At 35.7% G+C, this 13,739-nt stretch carries 10 protein-coding genes; 3 read left to right on the plus strand and 7 right to left on the minus strand.

From position 1 onward, the window contains the following. Window positions 1-120: 120 nt before the first annotated feature. A complete protein-coding gene (locus F6K06_RS27965) occupies window positions 121-1,635 on the minus strand; it encodes an NADH-quinone oxidoreductase subunit M (protein WP_124146116.1) in 1,515 nt (504 codons plus the stop codon). A gap of 870 nt (window positions 1,636-2,505) precedes the next feature. Between F6K06_RS27965 and F6K06_RS27970 the strand changes: the two genes are divergently transcribed. After that, window positions 2,506-2,958 (plus strand): NUDIX domain-containing protein, encoded by a 453-nt coding sequence (locus F6K06_RS27970; protein WP_124146123.1) that lies wholly within the window; start codon window positions 2,506-2,508, stop codon window positions 2,956-2,958. Between the two features lie 68 nt (window positions 2,959-3,026). Beyond that, entirely contained in the window at window positions 3,027-3,887 is an 861-nt protein-coding gene (locus F6K06_RS27975; RefSeq protein ID WP_287244009.1) for an alpha/beta fold hydrolase, read from the plus strand. A gap of 301 nt (window positions 3,888-4,188) precedes the next feature. On the opposite strand, the gene F6K06_RS27980 is transcribed toward F6K06_RS27975, so the two are convergent. Together F6K06_RS27980 and bioF are read right to left on the minus strand one after the other, a co-directional pair. Continuing rightward, window positions 4,189-4,893: a hypothetical protein gene (locus F6K06_RS27980; protein ID WP_124146117.1), complete on the minus strand. Its 705-nt coding sequence runs from the start codon at window positions 4,891-4,893 to the stop codon at window positions 4,189-4,191. Window positions 4,894-4,944: 51 nt separating this feature from the next. After that, on the minus strand, window positions 4,945-6,135 hold the full coding sequence (bioF, locus tag F6K06_RS27985) for an 8-amino-7-oxononanoate synthase (RefSeq protein WP_124146118.1): 1,191 nt from the start codon (window positions 6,133-6,135) through the stop codon (window positions 4,945-4,947). Window positions 6,136-7,258: 1,123 nt separating this feature from the next. Between bioF and F6K06_RS27990 the strand changes: the two genes are divergently transcribed. Further along, window positions 7,259-7,444: a hypothetical protein gene (locus tag F6K06_RS27990; protein WP_124146119.1), complete on the plus strand. Its 186-nt coding sequence runs from the start codon at window positions 7,259-7,261 to the stop codon at window positions 7,442-7,444. Between the two features lie 107 nt (window positions 7,445-7,551). Here the strand turns inward: F6K06_RS27990 and argH are convergent, their stop codons facing one another. From argH to ftsY, 4 genes are all read right to left on the minus strand, one after another. Next, window positions 7,552-8,940 (minus strand): argininosuccinate lyase, encoded by a 1,389-nt coding sequence (argH, locus tag F6K06_RS27995; RefSeq protein ID WP_124146120.1) that lies wholly within the window; start codon window positions 8,938-8,940, stop codon window positions 7,552-7,554. Between the two features lie 108 nt (window positions 8,941-9,048). Then, window positions 9,049-9,291, minus strand: coding sequence for a hypothetical protein (locus F6K06_RS28000; RefSeq protein WP_205127456.1), 243 nt, complete (start codon window positions 9,289-9,291; stop codon window positions 9,049-9,051). Between the two features lie 4 nt (window positions 9,292-9,295). After that, the gene (locus F6K06_RS28005) at window positions 9,296-10,723 is read right to left on the minus strand and encodes a PP2C family protein-serine/threonine phosphatase (RefSeq protein ID WP_287244015.1); all 1,428 of its coding nucleotides are present in this window, start codon (window positions 10,721-10,723) and stop codon (window positions 9,296-9,298) included. Between the two features lie 1,008 nt (window positions 10,724-11,731). Then, window positions 11,732-13,393, minus strand: coding sequence for a signal recognition particle-docking protein FtsY (ftsY, locus tag F6K06_RS28010; protein ID WP_124146122.1), 1,662 nt, complete (start codon window positions 13,391-13,393; stop codon window positions 11,732-11,734). Window positions 13,394-13,739 lie beyond the last annotated feature (346 nt).

Below are 13,739 nucleotides of genomic sequence, written 5' to 3' on the forward strand. Positions count from 1 at the left end.
ATAGGGGATAAGAAAGAAAAAATTTTTTTTATCGTGCTATTATCCGGACATGATATAACTGAAAAAGACAAATAATTCTCTATTCTGAATTCTTCTCCAAATTCTTCTTATCCAGAATAGTTAACGAGTAGAGGCAAGGGGATTGATCGCTGACTTTTTAACTACCTGTGACAACATAGGTTGACCTGCGCTCATTGTATTTGCTTCAGTTTCAGTCCAACGCAACATCCAATTTGGTTGTATTCCCAGAATAACTATCAAAATTATCAAGATAATGGCTGGTATTCTATCTGACCATTCTACAGGAGACAAATTCACAACTGTTTCAGATAACCTACCAAAAAATACTCGGTTCGCTAACAGCAAAAAATAGGCTGATGTTAACCCTGTTCCGATCATACAAAGAAGAGTGGGAACTGTAAACACGCTGAAACTGCCTCTAAATACTAAAAATTCGGAAATAAATCCAACCATTCCTGGAATACCAGCACTTGCCATTACTCCTAAAATCATCAAACTACCAATCAATGGTAAACCTTGTTCTGGGTTTAATAAACCACGCAATATATCTATATCGCGAGTACCAGCTTTTTTGTAAACTACTCCTACTAATAAAAATAGTAGGGCTGAAATTAGACCATGGCTAATCATTTGAAATACTGTTCCCAAAATGCTGAGGGGAGTTGCTGCTGCACTTGCTAACAAAATATACCCCATGTGACCAACGGAACTATAAGCTACCATTTTTTTCATGTCTTTTTGGACGATCGCGTTAAATGAACCATAAAGTACGCTGACTACTGCCCATATTGCTAACCATGGAGAAATATATACCCAAGCTTCTGAGAACATATTTAATCCAAATCTCAGTAAACCATAAGTTCCTAGTTTCAACAACACTCCTGCTAAAAGTACGGAGATAGGTGTGGAAGCTTCAACGTGAGCATCGGGTAGCCATGTATGGAAGGGAACTAGAGGAATTTTAATGCCAAACCCGATGACTATTGTTCCTAATAATAATAGTTGAGTTCCTAAAGGTAGAGTATGAGCAACTGCTTGGTCGTAAGCAAAATTAGATGAGCCACTTAACCACGCTACTCCCAGGAACCCAGCTAGGATTAAAATTCCTGAAATTGCTGTGTAAATCAGAAATTTTGTGGATGCGTAACCTCGTCTTGGTCCTCCCCAAATTGCTATTAATAGGTATAGAGGAATTAGCTCTAGTTCATAGAAGAGGAAAAATAGTAGTAGGTCTTGAGCGAGAAAAGCTCCAAATACGCTGACTGCTAGCAACAATATTAGGGAGTAATAAAAGCGGGGTCTTTTGATTGACTTGTCTGTGGCGTAAATAGCAATAGCAGTTAACAGGCCATTTAATACTACTAATGGCATAGATAAACCATCTATGCCAAGGGAGTAATTTAATCCCAGGGAGTCTATCCAAGGTACTAAAACTACAAATTGTAGATTTGGATCTTGTGGGTTAAATTCAGTCAGTAGTACTAAAGACCATACGAAACTAATTATGGCCACAACTAGAGCGATTTGCCTGGCTAATTTTGGCGAGAAAGTGCTTGGCCAAAAACCAATGATAGCGGCACCTATTAATGGCACTAAGAGCAGACCGTTAAGCATTTATTAATATTTTCCTTTGATGAGAATTTACAAATTTATTTATGTACAAATTACCGAAAAACAGGGTTTAAAGCCTCGCCGTTCCAGGGCGACTTTGTGTTAAGATTGGACTGGTTGCAATACCCGGCCCCCTACTTCGTAGGCTAGATCGATCATCTAGAGGCAAAGAGTCCGAGAAGGTCAAAACTAAGAACCTGTGGTGGCGAAAGCACAGTCAAAACAGCTAGGGAAACTAAGGAAGTACCAATCATTTAATCAAACTGTATTTCTGGTAAAAGAGTATCGGAGGACATCCGAGAACTGAGGTTAACCACCTGAACGACTGGGGACAGCCCCGCCTCTGGCTAACTACTGCGCGAGTAGAGATAGTTAAGCGGTCTGAATGATCCAGTAATCCCTGATGCGCGAGTATGGGAGAATCCACTCACTTCAGGGAGTGGAGTATGTCAATTAATAGGATATTACAATATGTTCTAAGCTAAAAATCATTTAGATTCTATATTCCCTCTCTTGGTCAGCATTCCCTCTCTTGGTCAGCATTCCCTTGCCTCTATCGCCGACGCGGGGTCTGACCGCTTGCGTCTGGTGGTGCCGAGGCGGGTTCCGACTGCTTGCGTCTGTCGCCGACGCGGGGTCGCACCGCTTTACCCTGTACCCTGTACCCTTTACCCTGTAACGTTTGACAAAAATTGGATATATGGTTTAAATGCAAAACAGCTTATCAGAAAATGTTGAAAGAGGACTCCTGATTAGGTAAAAAAATCTGCAATATCAGCCTGTAAATTAACTTTTTATTTGCTCCTAAATCAAAAAAAACTACAAAAATAATAATTGAAAGTGCTTTCTATTTTAGTTTTGATTCCTCAACCCATACGTCAATTATGGCAAGTTGGACAAACTGTACTTGGCTTAATTTTCCGCCATCCTCTGACAGGTGTTAGTGTAGTCCCCATTTTGCCTGATGGCCGGATAGTTTTGGTTCGTCGCCGTGACAATAATAAATATGCTCTACCAGGAGGTATGGTGGAATGGGGTGAAGATGTTACAACTACTGTGAAAAGGGAATTATTTGAAGAAACAGGATTAGAGTTAGTTAAAATTCGTAGATTAGTGGGAGTATATTCTGCACCAGATCGAGACCCTAGAGTACATTCTATTAATATTTTGGTTGAGGCTGATGTTCGGGGAAATATGAATGTTCAAGATACTTTGGAAATTAGTGATGTTCAAGCTTTTGAAGTTACATCTTTGCCGGATAATCTTAGCTACGACTACGACCTACAATTAAAGGATTATTTTACTGGTTTGACAATTTTAGCTTAATTTCGTGATTCTATAATCTCACATTAAAAAAGGATTATTTGAAGGTATTTTCACTTGAATATATAAATTTGGGTGAGATATCTGTTAAATTTTATAATTCCATAGTTATGCACTTTTTATGGCGTAATTCTCGTATCAAGTTGTCTGGTGGACTATTGTTTTGGCGTGAAATTGGTGGTAATTCAAATAATGTAGTTTTTCTACATGGGTCTTGGTATAACAGTAGTCAGTGGTTACCAGTGATGGAGCGGTTGAGTCTAGATTACCATTGTTTTGCACCAGATTTACCAGGGTTTGGTGAGTCAGAATTTTCTTCTACTCATTACTCTATCAATCAAATAGTAGAATCTTTGGCTGAATATATAGCTACTTTGAAATTGGAGAAAGTATATTTAGTTGCCCACTCTTTAGGAGGTTGGATAGCTGCTAGTTATGCTCTCAAATATTCTGAACAATTATTGGGCGTGATATTAATATCTCCTGAAGGAATTAACCTTGCTGCTGTTAAAGCACGTTGGCGGTTATTTAGATTCTTAATTCAAAAACCTTCTTTTTTGTGTTGGGTTTTACAATTAATATATCCTTTTGTTAGGTTATTAGGCGCTCACACAAAAATTAAGAATATTCTACAATTTCGACAAAAATTATTACTTTCTTCAACCGGAACTAAAATTTTATTTCGACGTAGGTGGACAGAAATTCAAGCTGAGTTATTGACAGCAGAATTGGCTTTTTTGAAAGTAAAAACGTTGATTTTACAAGGTTATAAAGATACGAAGATTGCTTTATCTATGAGTAAATTTTATGCGGATTTATTGCCGATGGCGAAACTTCATTTAATTAATTCTGGCGGTGATAATTTACCGGAACAAATGCCGGATGTAGTTGTAGAAGAAATTCGCGTATTTTTAGGTAATGAAGAAAGATAATTGTTAATGAGAGTCAATCTTTTTTAAGGCTGCTACTAATTGCTGAAGATGAGTTGTTTCATGGCTAGCCATTAGTCTAGTAGGGTGCGTTAGACAGCTACAATTTGAGTTGCTAGAGCCATTTTAGTATCTGTCGTAACCCACCATTGAATATGTGGAACGTTCAGTAGAAATATTCAATCCTGAAAATAAAACTTGATATTAAGACTTAATACTTAGAGGTGAAAAAGGTAGACGGCAAATCTTTACTTCTTATCAATTAATCTCAAAAATTAGGGTAGACAAAATCTAAATTATCAATTTAAAGAATGTATTCTACCATAATAAACATTAAACAAGTTTGACCGATTATTACATAAGGAACAAAAGAATAATGTTCATCATATTGACCATTGTTAAGTGGAAATAATAGAACTTTGTCAGATTGTTTTCCGAAAAGTTTGGGAATAATTATTGCGAGAATTAAATCACGGTGTTTTAAGAAAGCTTTGATATGTTTAGATTTACCAGATTTAGATTTAGTAGATTTAGCTGAGGATTTTTTTGTCAATCTAGGGTCATATCTATCCGTAAAAAAAATAGCTTTAAACCATTCAATAAACTCAAATTGACTAATATCTTTCATCTGGTCTAAAATATATCCTTCTTCATGTTCATAAGGGAAATACCAAGAACTTTCAAAACAGTTTAAATAGCGATCGCTATTAAGACATTGTTTTCCTAATTCAAAGAAAAACTGAACAACTCCCGAATCAATATCTTTTGATGTTGGGGTATATGTTGCTGGTTTAGCAAATAACTGAATATTCACAACAAACTCAGGGCCAAATGCTTTTCTACCAAACCATTTTTCCACTTCTAAAGTTTTTTCGATCGCCTCAAAAATGGATGGAGGAAAACCAAATTTTGGCAATAAACAAATTTCATCATTTAGTAAAATAGCTCGGTCAATATAATCTTGAGCTGCTGAACCATGTTGACTCAGACAAATGTTTAGTTTATCCATTAATCTAATTTATTATTAATAGGTTCAATCTCATTACAGTCATTCTTCAAATTAGTATTGCTTACCTAAATTAATTAATGCTGCTACTAATTTCTGAAGATGAGTTGTTTCGTGGGTAGCCATTAGAGAAATGCGAATGCGACTGGTATTAACAGTAGGTGGACGAATAGCTGGAGCAAAAATACCTTTTTGTTTTAAATATTCTCCCACTTCTAATGCTTCGGCTGCATTTTTTAGAGGAAAACAAATTATTGGGGATTGGTATTTTTTTGTAGTTGCTTTTACCTCGCTCCTCTGCCGATTTTCTATTTCTAGTAAATTAATTAGTGTCTCTACATTTTGCCATAATTTGAGACGACGTTCTGGTTCTTTTTTGATAATTTTTATAGCTGTTAAAGCAGCAGCAGTATCTGCGGGAGTTAAACCTGTTGTATATATCCAACTGGGTGTTCTATTTCTGAGAAATTCAATTAATTTTTTTGACCCAGCAACATAGCCTCCTAAACTTCCTAATGCTTTGCTGAGAGTACCAATTTGAATTAATTCTTTTCCTGTACAGTTAAAATATTCGACACAACCTCCTCCATTCATTCCAAATACTCCTGTAGCATGAGCTTCATCTACTAATAACATACTGTTATATTTTTCTGCTAAATCTAATAATAATGGTAGTTTACATAAATCGCCATCCATACTAAAAACACTATCTGTAATTATTAAACTGCGACGATATTTTTCTCGATATTGTTCTAGTTGATTTGTTAATTCTTCAATATTATTGTGGCTATATTCAATAATTTCTGCACCACTAAGAATGGCTCCATTTTTTAGACTAGAATGATTATATTTGTCTGATAAAATTAGGTCACGTTTACTGACTACTGAAGAGATTACGCCTATATTTGCTAAATATCCTGAACTAAAAACTAATGCTGTTTCTGTTTGTTTTAATTTTGCTATTTCAAGTTCTAATTCTTGATGTATTTCTCTATGACCTGTTAATAAACGAGAACCAGTACTACCTGTACCAAATTCTTTTGTTGCTTGAATAGCTGCTTCAATTAAACGTCGATCTCCTGCTAATCCTAAATAATCATTACTGGCAAAATTGATGAGTTTTTTTCCTTCTAATTTTATGATTGCACCGGGAAGACTGTCGATGGTTTTGACTGAACGATACCAGTTAGCTTTATGTATTATTGATAGGGATTTATCTATCCAATTATAGGGATTATTTGGCATTTTTTTTCTGATTTATTTTATTTATCTTTACTATAGTAATTCCCAAGAAGCGTGAAGTACAAAATTCCTTTTTTTTAGGGAGTAGGAAGTAGGGAGTAGAAAAACAACTGTACCTCATTCATTAATTGATAATTGATAATGGATCATTGATAATTACCTCTGGTTAAAACCGTTACGGAATTGAATATAAGGAGATATTATTTATTCTCTTGGTCGATTGGATATGGTTAGGAAACCCATCCATCCCACCCTACGGGAAGCTACGCTAACGACCGCTTTTTTTCCCTTAAAAGGGAAGGCTTTAAACCCGAATTATTTAATAATTAATAATTAATAATTAATAATTCGGTAACTTGAGAAAAGCTATAGCAATTATCCATAATGTCTAATACAAACTTGATAAGTTTTTGTGACCGAAGAATTAATAATTAATAATTAAATAATTCGGGTGAATCTCATATTTGCAAAAATACTTTTTTCCTATATATTCCCTGTTCCCTGTTCCCTGTTCCCTGTTCCCTATTAGATAAAATTCCTATATACTTTAATATATTAGTAATTCCAGATAAAATATAGCAATCAGGAATTAAGATGTGAGAATTGAGGTGTTCCTTTAAAGCATAGAATATAGCAGTTTTCTTATTCTTATGTATTCGTTTCTTCCCTATTCTCTATTCCCTATTCCCTAGAACAAAAGTCTCCAATATCTCACAACTAAAATCATATTGCTATATTTATTGCTGACTTTTTAGATTTATTTTTAGTAGGCAAATATTCAAGTATTTGCTATAATAAAAGAACTGTCTAAAAATAAGCACCTTTGTTCTTTATCTCAATCTTGGTTGAAGACCCGCGCTCTTAATCCCCTATAGCCCCTATTTGAAAAGGGAAGATAAAAGGAAGCATGGGAAAATCTTAAAATTAATTGGTTTTCCCAACGGTGTGTTATAATTAGTGAGGCTGCTGGGCTAGCAGTTTCAGTCTGTGGAGCGACCGTAAGACCAAAAAAAGGTTTAGCCTTGGAGGCAGGTGCATAGAAGCAGAAACCTAAATTGCGAGGTTTAGGAATCCCGTTTTGTCGTTCAAGGACAAAGCCGGGAGTATGTCAATTAGTGAGGTAATAATGGCTAAACGCCGTAATCCAAAAAAAGAGAAAGCACAACGTAATCTGGCTTACGCACGTAAGTTTCGTAAGAAAAAAGGTACAGGTTTTTTTTCTAAGCGATATTCGTCTAAGTTTTCATCTAACAATAATGAAAATGGTAGTAACGAGCAAAATTCAGAAGAAACTGCTGCTGTAGATCAATAGTACATTTGACTGTTTAAGGTTCCAAGCGATAAATTTTGATATGTAAAATGTCAAATCTAGATTTGAGACTTAGTAACTCAAATCTAGAATCTGACAATTAAATAAAATTAAATTGCCAATTTATGTTTAGCTGTAGCAATTTCTTTTTTTACTTGTTCAAAACCTGTACCACCATAACTATTCCGTGCTGATACTACTTGTTCAGGAGCGATCGCTTGATAAATATCTGCTGCAAATTTTGGATGTAATTTTTGCCATTCTTCTAGGGTTAAATCTTTCAACAATTTATCCGTAGAAATACAAGTTTTCACAACTTTACCTACTAAATTATAAGCTTCTCGAAATGGTACGCCACGAGCTGCCAAATAATCTGCCACATCTGTGGCATTAGAAAAGTCTTCTGAAACTGCTTCTGTTAAGCGATCGCTATTAAACTCTAAACCTTCATTGAGTAAAATTGTCATTGCTTCTAGACAACTTTTAACTGTTTTTATCGTATCAAATAAACCTTCTTTATCTTCTTGTAAATCCTTATTATATGTTAGTGGCAGTCCCTTCATTATGACTAACATACCTTGTAAATGACCAAAAACTCTGCCTGTTTTTCCCCTAACTAACTCTGGCACATCAGGATTTTTCTTTTGAGGCATAATACTAGAACCAGTAGCACAACTATCAGTTAAAGTAACAAATCTAAACTCTTCAGATGACCATAAAATTATCTCCTCTGCCAAACGACTCAAATGCACCATAATTATACTAGCTGCACAGAGAAATTCAATAGCAAAATCTCGGTCACTTACCCCATCCAAACTATTAGCATAAGGCTTTTCAAACTTTAATAATTCAGCAGTATAGTGTCTATCTATAGGAAAAGTTGTACCTGCTAAAGCACCACAACCAAGAGGAGAAACATTCACTCGGCGATAAACATCCCCTAGTCGTTCCCAGTCTCTTTCAGCTTTCTGAAAATAAGCCAAAAGATGATGAGCTAAACTCAAAGGTTGTGCCCTTTGTAGATGAGTATAACCAGGAATTAAAGTTTCTATATTAGACTCAGCTAACCCCAATAAAGATGATTGAAAATTTCTTAATAAAGCCCTAATTTGCTGAATTTCTGATCGTAAATAAAGTCTCGTGTCAGTTCCTACTTGGTCATTTCTAGACCTAGCTGTATGTAATTTTTTACCTATATCTCCAGTAATTTCTGTAAGCCTTTTTTCCACAGCAAAGTGAACATCTTCCGCATCTAAATCCGGGTGAAATTTTCCTTCTCGATATTCTTGACGAATTTGTTCTAAACCCTTAACTAACTTTTCACCTTCGTCTGCGGAAATAATACCTGTTTTAGCCAACATTTTTGTATGAGCTACCGAACCAGTAATATCGTACTCAATCAATTCAATGTCAAAACTAATACTGGCATTAAATTTAGCTATAGTAGGATGCAACGCCTTTTCAAATCTTTTGCTCCAAGTTTGTTTCTCTTGCGTCATTTTACAGATTTTTTTTCTATTTAACTCTATTAGATGTGAGATTTTATCGCAATGGAAGGAAAAGACACAGACATCACAAGCTTCTTCCTTCTTCCTTCTGCTATGTAATTAAGGCAAAATGCTCTTAACCATCCAACCAATAAATAAACCAACTAATAGTGCCCATACTTGACCACATTCTATAAAATTGCTCCAAGCTTTTTGCACATCAGACCATAAGTTTACATCAACTTGTTGAGCCAAAAGTTGCCAACTATACAATATTTTTGGTCCTAACAAATCTAGAATATTAGTCTCATAAAATATCGGATTCAAACCTGATGTAGTTGTGGAAGTTATATTAATAATCATATATTTATTCTGCTGTAGAAGATTTTACTCTCATAACTACTAGAGTCATATCATCTGGATTTTGATTTCCTTCACCAACGAATTGTTTTACTTGAGCAAATAGGTAGTCTAATATTTTTTGTGGTTCCTGATAATTTTGACACGCAAACTTGAAAGCTTCACTCAATTTAATATCATCATAACGATCACCATTTTGATTAGCTGCATCTGTAAACCCATCTGTATAATAAATAATAGTATCTCCTGGATTTAGTTTAACTTGTGCTTCATGGTATTCAGGGTCTACTTCTAAACCAACTAACATTCCCAAAGTATCTAACTGTACAATAGACTTACTAGCAGCTTGCCACAACATTGGAGGATGATGGGCCGCATTGCTATAGGACAAAATGCGGGTTTCTGGATTGTACTCTGAATAAAACAAAGTCACAAATCTATGAGAACTTTCCAGGTCAGCATACATTACTTGGTTCAAATGTTGTAGGACTCGTGCTGGTGAGTGGCGGTTTAATACCTCAGCTCTTAACATTCCTCTAGTCATGGTCATAATTAAACCAGCAGGTACACCTTTGCCCATGACATCTCCAATCACAATACTCCAGCGACAGGGTTGCTGTTTTTTGTTTTTGGAATTCAACTGGTCGTAGTTGGAGGGGATAAAATCATAATAGTCTCCTCCGACTCGGTTTGCTGTTTGACAACGAGCAGCAAGGGTAATACCAGGAATTTCTGGACATTCTGGAGGCAATAGTTGCAGTTGAATTTCTGCTCCTATTTCTAGCTCTCTGTCCAAACGTTCCTTTTCTCGTAAGGATGTAGCTAATTCATCATTAGCAATAGCTACTGCGGTCTGGTCTGTTACTAAACGAATTAATTTTTGTCTAGCTGGTGTCCAGATATATTGTGGGTCGTGACTAAATACATATAGACGACCTCGTTCTGAGTTATTTACTAGAATTGATGCCCCAAATAATTGAACATCATTGCCTAGGTAGTTACTAACTTGATAGTCCAAACTAGCGGTTTGAATTGAGATTTCTTGTAGTTCTGCGGGTAAGGTTGTTTCTGTAATAAATTGACGAGTTGCTACTTCTAATGCCTGGCGAATATCTTGACATTGGCGACCTTCTTGGCAGTGTAGTTGTTGGAACCTCACTTGACCATTGGGTTTAAATAATACCAGTGCTCCTCCATCAGCATCGGTTACTCGACAACCAATTAGAGGAATCAATTCTAAAAACTGATTTAGATTATTGAAGCTACGCAAGGCAAAGCCAAGGGAACTTAATAAATCATTAACATTTTGTTGTTCTTTGTGTAAACGCGCCACCATTTGTTTGAGAGCATATACTGATGTTATTTGTGAAGATGTCTCACTGGTAGTTTGGTCTGTTGGTTCAGGGTAGTTTCGATGTACTGGCACTATAGTCATTTGTTTGATATATAGATTTGATTTACTTAAAGTCTGTTGATGCTTAATGGTTAGTTATACATTTTTAACTCAAGTTTTGACAAATTTTGGTTTCTCTAGTTGCTGTTATCTTGTCTCTGTCTTGTTTTGCTAAGAGTTTTGATTGAGCTATTTGCTTTGGTGCTATGACTTTCTTGAGTTTGATTTTTTTTAGATAAAATTTTATTCCCTCAATTTAGGAGATTTAGTCTATTAATTTATCCACAATATCTTCAGGATAAATTCCTAAGTAAACTAAATTTTATAGTTTCAATATTTGATTTTTTGTAAGCATTTCCTGCGGAATGCTGCGCAAACAGCTATTAGCTGTCACCTCGACCCCAACAAGACTCTCTCCTTAAGAACAGTGTTTAAATTAATATAGACTTTAAGGGCAAGGGAAGCAAATAATGATATTAAGCATCACTACTATAATTTTAATTAATATTCAATATTTGATTTTTTCTAGGCTTCGTATATATATACATAGAAGTTGAAGCAAAGGTTAGGACAGTTCAAAAGTTTAAAACTCAGACAACATAAGATTTTTCCTTCTTCCTTCTGCTATAAATATTATTTTTTAGATGAAGAGCAAACAATAATTAAGGTTCAGTTACCAAACAATAAATTTGTCTATCTCAGTTTTTTTTTCAGCGTCAAAGTATGAATAATATTGCTGCTATATTGATTTTTTTTCACAGCTAGATTTTAAGTTATTTTTCATACTAATTGTTACTAAATACTGAAAAAAATATCAACATTTAGCTTGTTTATTTTTATTTCCTGTAGTTCAAAGTAAATTTCAAGGATAATTCTTAACTTAAAAAATATCCCAAACAACACTATCATCTCATAGGAAAATAAAAATTATATAGTCTGACACTTCCACCTTAATTACTTCTACACTTAATACCGAAAAATACATCCGTTTTTTCACTACTGCTAGTACCATACCTTTACCAATATTCAACAATTAAGAGTGCTGAATATTTAACCACTTAGAAGAGCTTCAACAAACTCATAACTAGAAAATGGACGGAGGTCTTCTAGACTTTCTCCCACACCAATAAAACGAATCGGTAGACCTAGTTGCTTGACAACAGCTAGTGCAACACCACCCTTAGCAGTTCCATCAAGTTTTGTCAAGACTACTCCGCTGAGTTTAGCAGCTTTTGCAAATACTTCTGCTTGCCGTAAACCATTTTGACCAAGAGTAGCATCTAAAACCAGTAGAGATTCCACCACTGCATCTGGTGCTTTTTTCTGCACTATGCGGTGGATTTTACTCAGTTCGTCCATCAAATTTTTCTTGTTTTGTAGTCTTCCAGCAGTGTCCACCAGTAATAATTCTGTATTTCTGACTTGAGCAGCTACTATAGCATCAAACACTACCGCTGCTGGATCGGTATTTTTTCCTGCATTAGCAATTACTTCTACTTCACTCCGTTGTCCCCAAATTTTTAACTGTTCTACTGCCGCTGCTCGAAATGTATCTGCTGCTGCGATTAAACATCTATAGTTTGACTTGGTAGCTAAATGAGCAATTTTACCGATAGTTGTAGTTTTACCTGCCCCATTTACACCATTAACCAGCCAAATATTCAAAGTATCCTTTTCTGGGACAAAAGTTAAGTTGTAGGCAGGACTAATTGTTTCAGCATCTTTGAATGGCTGATCTAGGATATCTCTTAAAATGCTTTTCAGATAGGCGATCGCTTCTTCTGGGGGTAAGACTTCTTCACGCAATTTATTTTGTAGGGTTTCTATAACTAAGTCTGTTGCTTCTACTCCTACATCAGCTTGCAGTAACATTGACTCTATTTCCATCACCGCATCTTGATTTAGCGGTCCTTGGCCAACAATTGCCCGTAATTGATTGAGTAAGTTGCGTCGGGTTCTATCTAAACCTTTTCGTAATTTCGTGAGCCAAGAAATTTCTTCCACAGAAACTTGATCTGGGCGACGTCCTTGAGCTGCTAAAATTTCTGCTGACCAGAGAAATGCTTCATCAAGTATTAGGGGGTCTATTTCTTCTAGTTCAGTTTCTACGGTTGTTTTCTCAAGAGTTTCTGGTTCTGGTTCTTCTATGGCTGTTTCTTTAAGACGTTCTACCCTTGCTTGTCTTTCTGCTTGAGCCTTAGCCCAGAAAGGTAGTTGTTCAGATGTTTGAGTTTCTTCAAGAATTGAATCTGGCTTTACTTGAGTTTCTTCTTCGGTCGGTTTTGTTTGGCTAGAGGGGGTTTCCTCTACTATTGGAACTGGTTTAACCAGGGTATCTGTTTCTGTAGGTTCTGGTTTTTCTGCTGCAATATGCTCTATTATTGGAAGAGTATCTGATATGATTGGCTCGCTTTTTGTCTCTGTTGAGGGTGTTTGACTTTCTGGCTTTTCCTCTACATCAGAGGTCTCTGTAGCGATTTGAGATTCTTGTGAATCATTTTTTTTCTTTTCTTGAAGATTTTTGTAAGCTGCTTTAGCCCAACTCAAATAATCTTCTGTTGTCTGTCCTGACTCTTCTGTTGATTTTGCTTGTGATTCAACTTTATCTTCTGCCTGTTCTTTCTGTTCTTTTTCAGCTTCAGGTTTAGATGTCTCCTTTGAAGTTTTGTCTGAGCTGTCATTATACTGACGACGGAACCAATTAAAAACCATACTTATTTTAGATATTACTATTTTAAATAGTCTATTTTATACTGAGTTGGGTTCAACCATCGCATAATTACAGAACTTTTTGTTTGAGTAAACCACAAAATATTTTGGGGTTATTTTCCAGACTTATAGTTTATCCATTGGAACCCACATTCCGCACGACAAAATGTAGTATGCAAAGATGGTAAAAGTTGAGTAAGTATTTAGACTGATAGTATGGTGTAAGAAGCGATATAGCTGCCGCTAGGCTCCGCCAACGCAAATCATCAGTTGCCGGAACTTACCTTACCAATAGACATCTCCAAAAATTGCCAAAGTTTCTCTATCACGCTTCGCGATATAGCTGCCG

The sequence above is a fragment of the Okeania sp. SIO1H4 genome (assembly GCF_010672695.1).
GTDB lineage: Bacteria > Cyanobacteriota > Cyanobacteriia > Cyanobacteriales > Microcoleaceae > Okeania > Okeania hirsuta.